Raw genomic sequence first — 13,587 nt, 5'->3', positions numbered from 1 at the left:
AATCAGCGGCGCAGGCGGGAGACCACGGCGTCCAGGGTGGCGATCAGCGACTCCGGCTCCACCGCGGGCGGGAGCGCCACCGGGGACGGGGCCGGCACCGACGCGGACTCGGCCACGGCGGCCGGCAGCTCGACCACGTCCCAGACGGCGGTGACGCGGCCGGCGGCCTCCTCGAAGCGAAGGAAGCGCTCCTGGCGGTCGCTTCCGGTCTCGCCCAGGCGCCGGCGGCGGGCTACGACGATCGGCACGCGGCCCAGGCGCTGCACGAGCCGGACGGTGCTTCCGGCATGCGTGATGACGATGTCGGCGTCGGCGAGGCGGCGCTGCATCTCGTCGAAGGGGACGTAGCGGTCGTGCGGGCAGGGCGGCGTCACGGACGAGGCGCCGGTCTGGACGAAGACGTCGTGGTACGCGCAGAGCGGCGCCACGGCGGTGACCAGGCGGTCGAACGGCCATGAACCCATCCCGACGGTCACCAGCAGCCGGGCCATCAGAGCAGCTCGCCGAGATGGACGCCGGGACGGGACGGGCGCTGGGTCAGCACCGCGCCGGCGAGCCACGAGCACAGTCGCGCGCTGCCGACCGGCGGGCCGACCTGGGTGAACGTCTCCACCCACAGCGACGGCACGCGGCACAGGCGGGCCGCGACGAAGTAGGGCACGGCGATCCGGTGGCCGGCCGAGATCACGACGTCGGGTCGCACCCGGCGCAGCCGACGCCACGCCGCGAGCCACCCGGGGCGCCAGCACACGTCGAGGCCGTCGAGCGCGACCAGCGTGTCGGCGGCCGGCGGGGCGACCCAGGACGTCTCGTGCCGGGACCACCACGGGCGCAGCGCGAGCATGTCGAGCAGGACCCCGCCGCTGTCCGCGACGATGAGCACGCGCATGGCAGGAAAGCTAGACCGGCGGGAGCGGTCCCAAAATCCACTGTGGAGCGCATGATCTCCGACGTTCAGGCGATGTTCAACTCCGGGCCGAGGAAGGGGATGGTCAACTCCGGGCTGTGGAAGGCGATGGTGAACTCCGGGCCGAGGAAGGCGATGGTGAACTCCGGGCTGTGGAAGGCGATGGTCAACTCCGGGCTGTGGAAGGGATGGTCAACTCCGGGCTGCGGAAGGGATGTTCAACGCCTCCCGCAGGAAAAGCAGTTCGGGCGTGAGCAGATCGGTGCCGGGCGGCATGTGGCTGGCGCCGGGCAGGGGCAGCACGGTGTGCGGGCGGGCGGCGGCCAGCAGCGCCGCGGAGAGGCGCATCGTGTGGACCGGGTAGACGTTGTCGTCGCGCAGGCCGTGGATCAGCATCAGCGGGCGGGAAAGGCCGGCCGCGTCGTCGATCAGCGAGCCGCGGCGGTACGGCCCGGGGTCGATCCGCGGGTCGCCGAAGAAGCGCTCCTGCCAGTGCGTGTCGTACAGCATGAAGTCGGTGACCGGCGCCCCCGCGACCGCCGCGTGGAAGACGTCGGGCCGGCGCAGCACGGCGAGCGCCGCCAGGTAGCCGCCGGCCGACCAGCCGCGGATGCCGACCTTGGTGAGGTCGAGCGGGTACTGGTCGGCGACCGTGTGCAGGGCCTCGATCTGGTCCTCGATCAGCAGGGTCGACCGGTCGCCGTAGATCGTGCGCTCCCACCGCGGCCCGCGCCCGGGTGTGCCGCGCCCGTCCGCGACGATCACGCAGAAGCCCTGGTCGGCGAACCACTGCGACGCGTAGTAGTAGTCGCGGTCGGCGATCGCCTTCTGCATGGCCGCGCCACCGTAGGGATCCATCAGCACGGGGAGGCGCTCACCCTCCCAGGCCGACGGCAACACGATGGCCGTACGCAACTCGCGCTCGCCGGACCGGATCAATTTCACCGAGGGTACGAGCGGGGAGCGCATCGAGAGATCCTTGACCGTACGCCCGGAGGCCGTGATCGCCCGGCCGACCAGTGTCGCGCTGTTGACCACCGTGGTCCCGGCCGTGCGGATCCCGGAGTGCCACCCGGGATCGGTGGTGAGCCGGGTCGCGCCGTCGGCCGGCGACCAGCTCCACAGGTGCCGCTCGGTCGGCTCCTCCTGGGCCGAGAACAGCACGGCCTCCCCGTCGGCGCCGTGCACCTCGGACACCTGGAGACCGGCCGGGGTGACCGGTTTCCCGTCCACGGTCAGGTGCCGGGTGTCGTCCACGTCGGCGGTCCAGACCAGGGCGCCCGAGGCGGTGCGGACCGGGACGCCGGGGACGATCTGGGTCCAGGCCTCGTCCCGGCTCTCGGCGACCACCGACGCGCTGCCGGTGCCGGGGTCGACGGCGACGATCCGCAGCACCGACTGGGGGCGGTTCTGCAGGACGGCGAGCAGGCCGTGGCCGTCCCAGACGACGTCGACCAGATATTCGTACTCGTCCCAGCCGAAGTTGACCTCGACCCGCTCGCCCTCGGTCGTGTAGATCCACAGCGACACCACCGCGTTGGCGGTGCCGGCGGCCGGGTATCGCTGGGCCGTCGCCGGAGCGGCCGGGTTGCCGGGGTCGCTCAGCCACCAGACCTCGACCGGCGCGTTGTCGACCCGCGCCACCGCCAGCCGCCTGCCGTCGGGCGACCACCAGTAGCCCCGGTTCCGCTCCATCGACTCGGCCGCGACGTGCTCGGCCAGCCCGTACGTGACCTCGGGGCCATCCGGCGAGGCGAGCGCGCGATCACCCGAGCCGTCCGTCCCGATCAGCCGGAGCTCACCGTCGTGCACGTACGCGACGAGGTCGCCGTCCGGGCCGACCGTCGCATCGGTGAGCGGCGTCATCGCCGGCAGCTCGGTGACCGTGCCGGTGCGCGGCCCGACCACGTGCAAGCTCTCCGACAACGTGCACGCTATGACCCGTACGGCCGAATCGAAGCTGTAGGCCACGATGCCGGAACCCTGGTCGCGCGCCCGCTCCCGCCGGATCCGCTCCTGCGCCGAGGGCGCGTCCTGCCCCGCGCCCAGCGTGAGCGGATCGGCCAGCAGGCGCTCCGCCCCGGTCTCGATGTCGAGTTGCCAGAGGCAGCGCACCGGGTCCTCGCCGCCGCGCGAGCGCAGGAAGAGCACGCGCCGCCCGTCCGGGGTGAGGGTCAGGCGCGTCGGCCGGCCGAGACGGAAGCGCTGGGTGCGGCTGAGCAGGCTGGGATACGAGGCAGGCATGCCCGCCAGTCTTCACGATCCGCCCCGCCGTTTCAGTCCAGCCGCTCCACGATCGTGGCGTTCGCGGTGCCGCCGGCCTCGCACATGGTTTGCAGTCCGTAACGGCCGCCGGTGCGCTCGAGCACGCCGAGCAAGGTGGTGGCCAGTCGCGCTCCGCTCGCGCCGAGCGGGTGCCCGAGCGCGATCGCGCCGCCGTCCACGTTGACCTTGGCGAGGTCGGCGCCGGTCTCCGCCCGCCAGGCCAGCACCACCGACGCGAAGGCCTCGTTGACCTCGAACGCGTCGATGTCGGCCACGGTCAGGCCGGCCCGGTCGAGGACCTTGGCGGTGGCCGGGATGATGCCGGTGAGCATGAGGATCGGGTCGTCGCCGGTCACGGTCGCGGTGTGGATGCGGGCGCGGGGTCGCCATCCGTGCTTGCGGGCGTTGTCACTGGTGGTGACGAGCAGGGCGGCCGCGCCGTCGTTGACCGGGCTGGAATTGCCGGCCGTGACCTTCCAGTCGATCGGGCCGAAGCGCTCCTCCCAGGACGGGTGCTCGAACGCGGTGCGCAGGCCGGCCAGCGTCTCGGCGGTCGTGCCCGGGCGTACGGTCTCGTCGATCTTGAGATTGTTCATGCTGGTGATCTGCCCGTCGAAGTGGCCGTGCCGCCAGGCCTCGGCGGCGCGGTGGTGGCTGAGGGCCGAGAACTCGTCGAGCTCGGTGCGGGAGAGGGCCCATTTGCGGGCGATCAGCTCGGCGCTGATCCCCTGCGGGATCAGGCCGCCCGGGTAGCGGCGGGCGAGGGCGGGACCGCCGACGTCGGCGCGGGCGCCGCCGACGTAGGCCGAGGAGCCGATCGGAACGCGCGACATCGATTCCACACCGGAGGCGATGACCAGGTCGTACGCGCCGGAGACGACACCCTGGGCGGCGAAGCTGAGCGCCTGCTGGCTGCTGCCGCACTGCCGGTCGATCGTGACGCCCGGCACCGACTCGGGAAAGCCGGCGGCCAGCGCGGCGAGCCGGGTGGCGTTCAGGCTTTGCTCGCCGACCTGCGCGACCGTGCCGCCGATGATGTCGTCGACCTCGTCCTCGTCCACGCCTTCGTTGCGTTCGATGAGGGCCTTGAGGACGTGTGCGTGCAGATCGACGGGGTGGATGTCGTGATAGGCGCCGTTCGGCTTGCCCTTGGCGATCGGGGTACGAACCGCGTCGACGATGACGGCGTCCCGCATGGGTGCCTCCCTGCTCGGATGTGCCGGACCGATCGGTCCGATACTAAGCGCTTGACGGACCGATCGGTCCGTTAGACTTGTCACTCATGGCACGAGCAGCAGACCCGTCCGGGCGCGAGCGCATCCTGTCGGCGGCGGCGGCGCTCTTCTACGTCCGGGGCGTGCGCGCGGTGGGGATGGCCGAGGTGATCGCCGCGGCCGGGTGCGGGAAGAACATGCTTTATCGGTATTTTCCCGGCAAGGCGGCGCTGGTGGCGGCGTATTTGACGCTGGTGCGGGCGGAGCGCGACCGATCGGCGGCCGGGGCGGTCGCGGCGGTGGGCGCGGGAGGAGCCGACCGAGATCAGGCGGCCGAGGGTGGTGCGCTCGGCGGGGAGGGCGGGGCGCTCGGCAGGGAGGGCGGCGCGCTCGGCAGGGAGGGCGGCGCGCTCGGCAGGGAGGGCGGCGCGCTCGGCAGGGAGGGCGGCGCGCTCGGCAGGGAGGGCGGCGCGGCGGAGCAGTTGGTCGCGCTCGTCGCCGAGGTGGCGGCCTGGGTGCAGCGCCAGGATTATCGGGGGTGCGCGTTCCGGAACTATCTGACCGAGTTCCCGGCGGGCGAGGACGAGCCGGCCGAGGTGGCGCGGGCCTATCTGCGCGACACCCGCAAGCAGGTCGACGACCTGGTGGCCGAGCTGGGCGCGCCGACGGTGACCGCGGACCGGATCTGGCTGCTGATCGACGCGCTCTACGCCAACACCGGCGGATCTCCGGGCGTCGCCGTCGAGTGGGCCCGCGAGCTGGTCACGAGCGACCGGTGCGCTGGCGAGGGATGACCACGCCGGGGGCCTCGGCCGGTGGCGTCAACGCGGTCACTGTCGCATAACCCTCGGCCAAGACTGCCAAATCGGTGCCGGGCTCGGGCACCCGGCTCGTCTGGCGGACGGTCATGCGGACGAAGTCCTCGCCCGCCTCGGCGATCGTCATCTGGGCCTGGCCGAACGACGCCAGCGTGGCCCGGCGCAGCTCGGGGATCTCGGGGCGGTCGGGCACGTTCAGGTTGAGGACCGTGCCGGTGGGCAGGGCGGCCAGGTCGTCGAGAAGGGTCGCGGCGAGGGTGGCGGCGGCGGTCCAGTGCAGGGCGGCGTCGTCGGCGACGGTGATCGCGGCGCCGCCCCGGGAAGGGTCGGGGGACCAGTCGATCACGTCCAGGGAGACGGCCATCGCTCGGGCGCCGTGGGCGGCGGCGGTCAGGGCGGCGCCTACCGTGCCCGAGTGCAACACCGCGTTTCCGGCGTTCGCGCCGCGGTTGATGCCGGACAGCACGACCTCGGGAGGGTCGCCGAAAACTTCCAAGAACGCGAGCATCACGATGTACGCGGGGGACGCCGCCACGGCGTAACCGAGCGGATGCCGTCCCATCAGGATGCGGCCCTCCTCGGTCACCGCGGTCAGGGCGGCGCTCATGCCGCTGGCCTCCTCGGCGGGCGCGGCGACGATCACCTCGTGGCCGGCCGCCGTCGTCGCGGCGGCCAGGGCCGCGATGCCGGGCGCGTCCACGCCGTCGTCGTTGGTGATCAAGACACGCATCAGGCCACCGCCGCCCGGAGAACGCTGAGCAGGGCGCGCATCACGCCACCGCCGTGGGACGGGCGCCGCGCAGGAGCGCGCATCACGCCACCGCCGTGTGAGGGGCGCCGAGCAACGCCGGCGGCACCGGGCGGCCGAAATGGTAGCCCTGGAGGATGTCGAAACCGGCCGCGGTGAGGATGTCGGCGGTCTGTTGGTCCTCGACGCCCTCGGCGACCAGGGTCAGGCCCAGGCCCTTGGCCATCGCGGCGACCGCCTCGACGATCGCCCGGTCCTGGGCGTGGTGGATGCGGTGGACGAAGGCGCGGTCCAGCTTGAGCTCGTCCAGCGGCAGCTGGGTGAGCAGCGCCAGCGACGTGTAGCCGGTGCCGAAGTCGTCCATCGCGATGCGCACGCCCAGGTCGCGCAGGGCCCGCAGGCGGTCGGCGCTGCGCTCGGGGCGGGTCATCACGGCGCTCTCGGTGATCTCGACCTTCAGGGCCTCGGGTGGCAGGCGGTGCTCGGCGAGCAGGCCGGCGACGACGCCGACGATGCGGTCCTGGGCGAGGACCGGGGCGGGCAGGTTGACGGCGACCGGCACCCGCCAGCCGGCGCGGCGCCAGCGGGCGGCCTGGCGCACGGCGTCGGCGAAGACCCGGTCGGTGAGCGCGGTGATCACATCGGAGCGTTCGGCGCCGGGCACGAACGCGGCGGGGGCGAGCAGGCCGTGGCGCGGGTGGTCCCAGCGGACCAGCGCCTCGAGCGAGGCGGTCTCGCCGGTGCGGGCGTCGACCAGCGGCTGGTAGTGGAGCACCAGCTGGCCCTGGTCGATGGCGGCGCGCAGCTCGGCCTGCAGGCGCAGGTCGGTGGCGGACTCGGCGGCCAGCTCGGGGCGCCACAGCTCGACCGCGGTGCGGTGCCGCTTGGCCGCGTACATGGCCGTGTCCGCGGCGGCGAGCAGGCCGCCCAGGTCGCGGCGGCCGGGGGCGGTGCGGGCGATGCCGGCCGACGCCTCGACGGTGATCGGCACCCCGGCCACCGTGTACGGGCCCTGGATGCCGTGCAGCACGCGGCGGGCGAACCCCTCGAGGTCATCCGGCGGATCGTCGAGAAGCAGCACGAACTCGTCCCCGCCCAGGCGGAACACGCCCGGCCCGGAGACGCCGGGCCCGGAGACGCCCGGCCCGGAGACGCCCGGCCCGGAGAGGCCCGCGGGCAGCAACGACACCAAGGCGGACGCCACCTGCCGCAGCAGATCGTCACCGCGGGAGTGGCCGAGCTCGTCGTTGATCTCCTTGAACCGGTCGAGATCGAGCAACATCAGCGCGACCGTACGGTCGTCGCCGGCCAGCAGGTCGTCGGCGACCTCGGCCAGCCGCCGCCGGTTGCCGAGCCCGGTGAGGATGTCCTGCTGGGCGAGGGTCTCGTAGCGGCGGCTCAGGTGCTCGACGAGCGGGCCGACCGGCGCGATGCCGAGCCGGCCGTCGTCGAAGCGGACCACCACCGGGATGGCCTTGGCCGCGTTGGGGCGGGCGAGCAGGGCCCGGGCCGCGTCGTCCCAGGCGGTCTCGGCCGGCAGCACGAGCGCGGGCGCCCGCAGGATGGCGTGGGCGGGGCGGCGGAACAGCAGCGCGCGGCCGTAGCCGAGGCGTCCGGCGAGAACCGATTCGAGGTAGGGCCGGTCGAGCACGTACATGGTGCCGCCGGCGGCCGCGACCAGGCCGAGCAGCTCGGGGTCGGTGCGGATCATCGCCTCGATCTCACCGACGCCGGTGTCGGCGTCGATGACCCGCACGGGGGTCGCGAGGTCGCCGAGCACGGGCGAGTCCGGCATGGGCACCACCTCCCCCGTCCGGCGGTCCCAAAGACTACGTCAGGTTCCGGAACGAGTTCGACCCATGATCCAAGAATTCACGAAGACGCGACCGCCGCCGGTCCATTGCCGACGGCCGGGGCGCGGGCGACTACCAGGCGATGTGCGACGGAACACGGTCGGGGTGGACAGGAAAGATCGTTTGCGATCGCTTAGGGTTCGCCCATGGCTACCATCCACCGGGCCACCCTTGAACCGACGAAGCTCGAACTGCTGGAGGCCTGGCTCCCCGGCCGCCACTGGTATCCCGACGACAAGGCCGGCGGACTGGAGCGGGTCGCCGCGTTCCGCTTCGACGACCCGGGCGGCGAGGTGGGTGTCGAGACCTTCGTGGTGCGCTCCGGTGACGGGCCGCTGGTGCACGTGCCGATGACGTACCGCGCCGAGCCCCTCGAGGAGGGCGACTTCTTCCTCATCGGCACCACCGAGCACTCGGTGCTGGGCACCCGGTGGGTGTACGACGCGGTCGGCGATCCGGTGTACGTGGAGGCGCTGGCCACGGCGATCCGGACCGGTGGCCACGAGGCCGACGAGATGATCGAGACCGACGACGGCCCGCAGCGGCGCGACCCGCTGATGACCGTGCGCGGCTCGGGCATGGCGCGCGCCTCCGACCCGGTGGGCCGCCTGGTCCGCGTCGAGGACGGCGACCCGGCCGTGGTCGTGGCCGAGGCCGCCCGCCTCGACGTGCGCCGCGTCCTCTCCCCCGCCCGCGCGGAGGGCGACCTTCATCTCGAGGGCCGGTGGCCCGCGAACGACCACCCGGTGGTGCTGGCCGTTCTCTACTGAGCCACCCCGACCGTGTGCCCGATCGTGTCCGGCAGCAGGACGCAGGCGAGCATATGGTGGGCGACGTCGGCCCGGGAGATCGAGAAGCCGCCGCGCACGTTGCGGTCGAGGGCCGTACGGTATCGGCCGGTCAGTGGCTTGTCGGTGAGCTTGGGCGGCCGGCTGACCGTCCAGTCGAGCCCGCTGGCGCGCACCACGTCCTCCATCCGGGCGAGGTCCTCGTAGTGGGTGCGGAACATGGCCTTGGCGAACGGGGTGCCGAGGTTGCGCATGAAGAAGCCCTCGCCGGGGTCGTGCCGCGGCGGGTGGGGGCGGTCGGGTGACGCGACCGTGGCGATCGGGGCGGCGCTGACCACGACGAGCCGCCGCACGCCGGCCTCCTTCGCGGCCTCGACCAGGGACTGTGTGCCGCGCCAGGCGACGCCCGCCTCGGCCTTGGTGCGCGCGCCGAGCCCGGACAGGATCGCGTCCGAGTCCCGGACGGCGTCGGCGAGCGTGCCGTCGATGGCCGGGTGCGCCAGGTCGGCGTACACGGTCCGCACCTCGTCCTTGATCTTCTCGGGGCTGCGCGCGATCGCGGTGACCTCGTGGCCGGCGTCCAGCGCCTGGCGCAGCAGTTGACGTCCGATTCCGCCGGTGGCGGCGACAATGGTGAGCCGCATGGCCCCTCCCTCAGATAATATGAAAACCATACCATCTAATTTGAGGCTCGTACGATATGAGTTCCGTATCACCTACCCCGCGACGGCTCGCCAACGGCGTGAAGCAGGCCCTGCGCGAGACCTCACTCCAACTCGCCCTGCTCAACCACCAGGTCGGCGCCCGGCTGAAGCTGCGCGACGTCGATTTCGACTGCCTCAACCTGATCAACCAGCACGGTCCGCTCGGGCCGGGGGCGCTCGCGAAGCTGGCCGGGCTCCATCCCGCGACCATGACCGGGGTCGTCGATCGGCTGGAGAAGGCGGGCTGGGTGACCCGCGACCGCGACCCGGACGACCGGCGCGCGGTGGTGCTCCGGTCGGCGCCCGAGCGCGGCCGCGAGGTGCTCGATCTCTTTCGCGGGATGAACGACGCGATGGACGAGGTCTGCGCCGCCTACTCGGCCGAGCAGCTCGAAGTGATCACGGACTTCCTGCGGCGCGCCGCGGACGCCGGCCGCGGCGCCACGGGCGAGCTCATCTGAGCTCCTTGGCGCAGAAGTCGAGGAAGCCGTCCGGGTCGGGGCCGACGTTCATCAGCACGATGTGGTCGTAGCCGGCCTTCTCGTGCTCCTGGATGGCCGCCCGATAGGGCTCGGGGTCGGGCCCGACCACCATCTTCCCGGCGACGTCCTCGGGCCGGATCAGCGCCGACGCCGCCTCGAAGTTGGCCGGGTTGGGCAGCTCGGACATCACCTTCCAGCCGAGCAGCGCCCACCTCGTAGTGTCGTGCGCGGCCTTGACCGCCGCTTCCTTCGACGGCGCCCACGCCACCGCTATCTCCACATATTTCGGGCCCTTTCCGCCCGCGCCGGCGAAAGTCTCCACCAGATCCGCCCGCGGCTCGGTGGCGAACAGACCCGAACCGTGCGTCGCGGCCAGCTCGGCCGCCTGCTTGCCGCCGGCCGCCACCGCGATGGCCGGCAGCTTGTCCGGAAGGTCGAAGACCCGGGCATCCTCCAGGCGGAGATGGCGCCCGTCGTAGGACTGATAGCCGCCTTCCCAGAGCAAGTTGATGATGTCCAGCGCCTCGGCCAGCCGCTCCTGCCGCTCCCGCACGGCCGGGAAGCCCCGCCCGACCACGTGCTCGTTGAGCCGCTCCCCCGAGCCGATGCCGAGCGTGAACCGGTCGTCCGACAGGATCGCCAGCGTCGCCGCCGCCTGCGCGATGATCGCCGGGTGGTACCGCACGGTCGGGCAGGTCACCCCCGTCGCCAGCCCGAGCGTGGAGGTCTTGGCGGCCAGCGTCGCCAGCACCGACCAGGCGAAGGGCGAGTGCCCCTGCACGTCCAGCCACGGGTGGTAGTGGTCGCTGATCTCCGCGAAGTCGAAGCCGGCCTTCTCGGCCAGCACACCCTGGCGGACGAGCTCCTTGGGCCCGAACGCCTCCGCCGCCAACTTGTATCCGAGTCTCATACCGTCGCTGTTACCCTCGCGAACCGTGGGTGAACAGCACAGCAAGCGGTTGATCGGCGGCCGCGCCTTCGATTTCGCGCGGCAGGTCGCGGTCATGGCGATCGTCAACCGGACCCCCGACTCGTTCCACGACAAGGGCAGCACGTTCGCCCTCGACCGCGCGCTGGAGGCAGTCGACCGGGCGGCCGCGGCCGGCGCCGACTGGATCGACGTCGGCGGCGTCCCGTTCGCCCCCGGCCCCGAGGTCAGCGCGGCCGAGGAGATCGACCGGGTGCTGCCGGTCGTGATCAAGGCCCGCGACCGGGCCGTCGTCTCGGTCGACACGTTCCGGCCCGAGGTCGCCCGCGAGGTGATCAAGGCGGGCGCCGGCGTCATCAACGACACCTCCGGCCTGCGCGACCCGGCGATGGCCGACGCCGTGGCCGGCACCGATGCCCAGCTGGTGATCGCGCACAGCCTCGCGCCGCCGCGCACCCTCTGGCCGTCGCCGCAGTACGACGACGTCACCGCCGAGGTCGCCGCCTTCCTGCGCGAGCGGGTGGCGCTCGCGCTGGAGCGGGGCGTCCGGCCGGACCAGATCATCATCGATCCCGGCCACGACCTGAACAAGAACACCCGGCACTCGCTGGAGCTGACCCGCCGGCTCGACGAGATCGCCGCCGTCGGCTACCCGATGCTGGCCGCGGTCAGCAACAAGGACTTCATCGGCGAGACGCTGGACGCGCCCCAGCAGCAGCGGCTCTCCGGCACGCTGGCCGCGGTGGTCTTCTGCATCGTGCACGGCGCCCGGATCGTGCGCGTGCACGACGTGGCCGCGACCGTCGACGCGGTGCGGATGACCGAGGCGATGCTGGGCTGGCGGGCGCCCGCGTACACCCGCCACAACATCTGACCGCGGCCGCCCCCAACCATTCGGCGCCCCGGAGGCGTCCTGTTCGGCGAGGGGGTGGCGAATGGAGTTCCGGGAGTTCGTCCGGGAACGCTCACCGGCGTTGTCGCGCCACGCGTATCTGCTGACCGGCGACCACCAGCTGGCCGAGGACCTGCTGCAGAGCGCGCTGGCCGCGACGTACCGGCATTGGCGCCGGGTGCGCGACAACAACCCGGACGGCTACGTGCGCCAGGCCATGTACCACCAGCACATCAGCTGGTGGCGGCGCCGGCGCGTGCCCGAGCACCTGGCCGCCGAGCCGCGGGGCGCCGCGCACGCCGACCCGGCCGACGCGACCGCGCTGCGGCTGACGATGGCGCAGGCGCTGGCCCGGCTGAGCCCGAAGCAGCGCGCGGTCATCCTGCTGCGCTTCTACGACGACCTGACCGAGGCCCAGGCGGCGGACGTGCTCGGCTGCCGGGTGGGCACGGTGAAGCGGCACGCCCACGACGCCCTGCGCCGGTTGCGCGAGATGGCGCCCGGCCTGCTCGCGGACGTGCTTTCGGAGGATTCACCTCTTTCGGAGGGGAAGCTATGACCATCGGCTTGCGCGAGGAGCTGCGGCGCGAGGGCGCCAAGGCCAAGACCTACGACGTGTACGCCCGGAGCCTGTCGACGGCCCGGCGGACCAGGCGGCGGACGGCGGTCGCCTGGGCTCTGGTGCTCGCCGGCCTGGCGCTGGTGATCCCGTTCGCGCCCCGGCCGGCCCCGGTCCAGCCCGCCGACGCGCCCGGCCCCTCGCTGCCGGACCGGATCGGCTCGCCCGCCCTCGGCTCGATCCCGGCCACCGGCAGCCCGCACCTCGGCGCCGCGTCGGCCGTGTTCATGGGCTACGGCTGGCGCTTCGGCGGCCTCACCGACGACCCGACCCTGGCCGGCGTGGTCGGCGCCACCACCGAGACCTACCGGACGCTCGAGGTCGGCCCGGTCGACGACGCGGTGCTGCTCTCCCCCGACGGCCGGCGGATCGCCACTCCCGACCGCATCGTCGACCTGGCGACCGGCCGCACCGGGATAAGGCTCGACGGCTGGGGCGTGCCGTTCGCGTGGTCGCCGGACGGCCGCAAGCTGGTGACCGGCGGCGCCCGGCTCACGCTGCTCGACGTCGCGGCCGACTCCGGCGCCGACCTCGGGCCGGCCGACGAGTGGTCGTCCGCGGCCTGGTCGCCGGACGGGAGCCGGCTGGCGTACGAGAGCGACCACCGCATCGTGGTGGCCGACAGGACCGGGCGCACCCTCTCGTCGTTCGTGCCGCCCGCGGGCTCGCGGCTGGCCGGCAAGGGCGCCTGGACGCCGGACGGCCGGGCCCTGGCGCTGACCACCGACCTCATCTGGGCGCCGCACTGGGTCGACGCCGCGACCGGCGAGGCGGCCGACGGGCCGGCGCTGCCGTCGGTGGCCGGCGCGACGACCGGCAGCCTGCTCGGCTGGACCGCGAGCGGGGACGCGCTGGCCTTCGTCAACAACCCGTCGCGGGTGCTGCGGCTGACGCCGGGCGCGGCCGCGCCGGTCACGGCGATCGCCGTGCCCGGCGACCTGCTGTGGATCGACCTGGCGACCGACGCCATCGCATCGGGCAGCATCCGGCACGGCTCCCCGCCGTACGCGCTGGGACCCCGCGCCTGGCTGTGGATCGCCGCCGTGCTCGCGTTGATCGTGGTGGTGGTCCTGTGGAACCGGCGGACGCGCCGGTACCGCCGGGTCGCCGCCATCCCATGGGAGACCGCGCACGGCCCGCTGATCTAGCTGCTGCTCTCGTCGATCCTGCGGCCCAGCTCCTCCTCGACGTCCGGCCGGTTGGCGTGCAGCTTGTTGATGCCCTTGTTGCTGCTGCCGTTCGACGGGGTGCTCGAGGTCGGCGGCCGGTCGGTGAGGAACGTGCCCTCCTCGTCCTGGCCGGTGATGTGCTGGTCGGTGCTCGCACCCGGAACCGTCTGCTCGTTGCTGGTCATGGCTCGTGGTTACCC

At 73.1% G+C, this 13,587-nt stretch carries 16 protein-coding genes; 6 read left to right on the top strand and 10 right to left on the bottom strand.

The annotated features are described in order from the left end of the window. Window positions 1–2: 2 nt before the first annotated feature. From ACZ6TB_RS32445 to ACZ6TB_RS32425, 5 genes are all read right to left on the bottom strand, one after another. Complete coding sequence (locus ACZ6TB_RS32445; protein ID WP_465560757.1) at window positions 3–491, bottom strand: glycosyltransferase; 489 nt, start codon at window positions 489–491, stop codon at window positions 3–5. Beyond that, window positions 491–889: a hypothetical protein gene (locus tag ACZ6TB_RS32440; protein WP_465560754.1), complete on the bottom strand. Its 399-nt coding sequence runs from the start codon at window positions 887–889 to the stop codon at window positions 491–493. The genes ACZ6TB_RS32445 and ACZ6TB_RS32440 overlap by 1 nt, the downstream gene beginning before the upstream one ends. 65 nt (window positions 890–954) lie before the next feature. Then, window positions 955–1,077, bottom strand: a complete 123-nt coding sequence (locus ACZ6TB_RS32435) for a hypothetical protein (protein ID WP_465560751.1) — start codon at window positions 1,075–1,077, stop codon at window positions 955–957. Between the two features lie 22 nt (window positions 1,078–1,099). Further along, the gene (locus tag ACZ6TB_RS32430) at window positions 1,100–3,151 is read right to left on the bottom strand and encodes a S9 family peptidase (RefSeq protein ID WP_465560748.1); all 2,052 of its coding nucleotides are present in this window, start codon (window positions 3,149–3,151) and stop codon (window positions 1,100–1,102) included. 32 nt (window positions 3,152–3,183) lie between these two features. Beyond that, window positions 3,184–4,368, bottom strand: a complete 1,185-nt coding sequence (locus tag ACZ6TB_RS32425; protein ID WP_465560745.1) for a thiolase family protein — start codon at window positions 4,366–4,368, stop codon at window positions 3,184–3,186. Between the two features lie 86 nt (window positions 4,369–4,454). On the opposite strand from ACZ6TB_RS32425, the gene ACZ6TB_RS32420 reads away from it, so the two are divergent. Next, window positions 4,455–5,180: a helix-turn-helix domain-containing protein gene (locus ACZ6TB_RS32420; RefSeq protein ID WP_465560743.1), complete on the top strand. Its 726-nt coding sequence runs from the start codon at window positions 4,455–4,457 to the stop codon at window positions 5,178–5,180. Here the strand turns inward: ACZ6TB_RS32420 and surE are convergent. Continuing rightward, window positions 5,149–5,934, bottom strand: a complete 786-nt coding sequence (gene surE, locus ACZ6TB_RS32415) for a 5'/3'-nucleotidase SurE (protein WP_465560740.1) — start codon at window positions 5,932–5,934, stop codon at window positions 5,149–5,151. The genes ACZ6TB_RS32420 and surE overlap by 32 nt on opposite strands. An 82-nt stretch (window positions 5,935–6,016) precedes the next feature. After that, window positions 6,017–7,747 carry a putative bifunctional diguanylate cyclase/phosphodiesterase gene (locus ACZ6TB_RS32410; RefSeq protein WP_465560737.1) on the bottom strand — a complete coding sequence of 577 codons (1,731 nt, stop codon included), beginning with the start codon at window positions 7,745–7,747 and terminating at the stop codon, window positions 6,017–6,019. A 204-nt stretch (window positions 7,748–7,951) separates the two neighbouring features. Here ACZ6TB_RS32410 and ACZ6TB_RS32405 point away from each other — a divergent pair, with 204 nt between their 5' ends. Further along, complete coding sequence (locus ACZ6TB_RS32405; protein WP_465560734.1) at window positions 7,952–8,575, top strand: CG0192-related protein; 624 nt, start codon at window positions 7,952–7,954, stop codon at window positions 8,573–8,575. On the opposite strand, the gene ACZ6TB_RS32400 is transcribed toward ACZ6TB_RS32405, so the two are convergent. After that, window positions 8,569–9,237: an NAD(P)-dependent oxidoreductase gene (locus ACZ6TB_RS32400; RefSeq protein WP_465560731.1), complete on the bottom strand. Its 669-nt coding sequence runs from the start codon at window positions 9,235–9,237 to the stop codon at window positions 8,569–8,571. The genes ACZ6TB_RS32405 and ACZ6TB_RS32400 overlap by 7 nt on opposite strands. A 56-nt stretch (window positions 9,238–9,293) precedes the next feature. Here ACZ6TB_RS32400 and ACZ6TB_RS32395 point away from each other — a divergent pair, with 56 nt between their 5' ends. Further along, the gene (locus ACZ6TB_RS32395) at window positions 9,294–9,758 is read left to right on the top strand and encodes a MarR family winged helix-turn-helix transcriptional regulator (protein WP_465560728.1); all 465 of its coding nucleotides are present in this window, start codon (window positions 9,294–9,296) and stop codon (window positions 9,756–9,758) included. Here ACZ6TB_RS32395 and ACZ6TB_RS32390 read toward each other — a convergent pair. Further along, the gene (locus ACZ6TB_RS32390; RefSeq protein ID WP_465560725.1) at window positions 9,751–10,689 is read right to left on the bottom strand and encodes a TIGR03557 family F420-dependent LLM class oxidoreductase; all 939 of its coding nucleotides are present in this window, start codon (window positions 10,687–10,689) and stop codon (window positions 9,751–9,753) included. The two genes, ACZ6TB_RS32395 and ACZ6TB_RS32390, sit on opposite strands and share 8 nt — an antisense overlap. Window positions 10,690–10,783: 94 nt before the next feature. Between ACZ6TB_RS32390 and folP the strand changes: the two genes are divergently transcribed. The 3 genes from folP (at window position 10,784) to ACZ6TB_RS32375 (ending at window position 13,366) form a co-directional block, all read left to right on the top strand. After that, window positions 10,784–11,581, top strand: a complete 798-nt coding sequence (gene folP / locus ACZ6TB_RS32385; RefSeq protein WP_465560801.1) for a dihydropteroate synthase — start codon at window positions 10,784–10,786, stop codon at window positions 11,579–11,581. Window positions 11,582–11,642: 61 nt separating this feature from the next. After that, the gene (locus tag ACZ6TB_RS32380) at window positions 11,643–12,158 is read left to right on the top strand and encodes a SigE family RNA polymerase sigma factor (protein ID WP_465560722.1); all 516 of its coding nucleotides are present in this window, start codon (window positions 11,643–11,645) and stop codon (window positions 12,156–12,158) included. Next, window positions 12,155–13,366 carry a WD40 repeat domain-containing protein gene (locus ACZ6TB_RS32375; protein WP_465560719.1) on the top strand — a complete coding sequence of 404 codons (1,212 nt, stop codon included), beginning with the start codon at window positions 12,155–12,157 and terminating at the stop codon, window positions 13,364–13,366. The genes ACZ6TB_RS32380 and ACZ6TB_RS32375 overlap by 4 nt, the downstream gene beginning before the upstream one ends. On the opposite strand, the gene ACZ6TB_RS32370 is transcribed toward ACZ6TB_RS32375, so the two are convergent. Next, window positions 13,363–13,572, bottom strand: a complete 210-nt coding sequence (locus ACZ6TB_RS32370) for a hypothetical protein (RefSeq protein ID WP_465560716.1) — start codon at window positions 13,570–13,572, stop codon at window positions 13,363–13,365. The two genes, ACZ6TB_RS32375 and ACZ6TB_RS32370, sit on opposite strands and share 4 nt — an antisense overlap. Window positions 13,573–13,587 lie beyond the last annotated feature (15 nt).

The organism is Actinoplanes sp. NPDC051537 (assembly GCF_055586105.1).
This window is presented reverse-complemented; position numbering and strand designations above follow the sequence as displayed.

Bases quoted from the DNA above. Each gene is read 5' to 3' on its own strand.
- ACZ6TB_RS32445 (WP_465560757.1), bottom strand. From the start codon at position 491: ATGGCCCGGCTGCTGGTGACCGTCGGGATGGGTTCATGGCCGTTCGAC.
- ACZ6TB_RS32440 (WP_465560754.1), bottom strand. From the start codon at position 889: ATGCGCGTGCTCATCGTCGCGGACAGCGGCGGGGTCCTGCTCGACATG.
- ACZ6TB_RS32430 (WP_465560748.1), bottom strand. From the start codon at position 3,151: ATGCCTGCCTCGTATCCCAGCCTGCTCAGCCGCACCCAGCGCTTCCGT.
- ACZ6TB_RS32425 (WP_465560745.1), bottom strand. From the start codon at position 4,368: ATGCGGGACGCCGTCATCGTCGACGCGGTTCGTACCCCGATCGCCAAG.
- ACZ6TB_RS32420 (WP_465560743.1), top strand. From the start codon at position 4,455: ATGGCACGAGCAGCAGACCCGTCCGGGCGCGAGCGCATCCTGTCGGCG.
- surE (WP_465560740.1), bottom strand. From the start codon at position 5,934: ATGCGTGTCTTGATCACCAACGACGACGGCGTGGACGCGCCCGGCATC.
- ACZ6TB_RS32410 (WP_465560737.1), bottom strand. From the start codon at position 7,747: ATGCCGGACTCGCCCGTGCTCGGCGACCTCGCGACCCCCGTGCGGGTC.
- ACZ6TB_RS32405 (WP_465560734.1), top strand. From the start codon at position 7,952: ATGGCTACCATCCACCGGGCCACCCTTGAACCGACGAAGCTCGAACTG.
- ACZ6TB_RS32400 (WP_465560731.1), bottom strand. From the start codon at position 9,237: ATGCGGCTCACCATTGTCGCCGCCACCGGCGGAATCGGACGTCAACTG.
- ACZ6TB_RS32395 (WP_465560728.1), top strand. From the start codon at position 9,294: ATGAGTTCCGTATCACCTACCCCGCGACGGCTCGCCAACGGCGTGAAG.
- ACZ6TB_RS32390 (WP_465560725.1), bottom strand. From the start codon at position 10,689: ATGAGACTCGGATACAAGTTGGCGGCGGAGGCGTTCGGGCCCAAGGAG.
- folP (WP_465560801.1), top strand. From the start codon at position 10,784: ATGGCGATCGTCAACCGGACCCCCGACTCGTTCCACGACAAGGGCAGC.
- ACZ6TB_RS32380 (WP_465560722.1), top strand. From the start codon at position 11,643: ATGGAGTTCCGGGAGTTCGTCCGGGAACGCTCACCGGCGTTGTCGCGC.
- ACZ6TB_RS32375 (WP_465560719.1), top strand. From the start codon at position 12,155: ATGACCATCGGCTTGCGCGAGGAGCTGCGGCGCGAGGGCGCCAAGGCC.
- ACZ6TB_RS32370 (WP_465560716.1), bottom strand. From the start codon at position 13,572: ATGACCAGCAACGAGCAGACGGTTCCGGGTGCGAGCACCGACCAGCAC.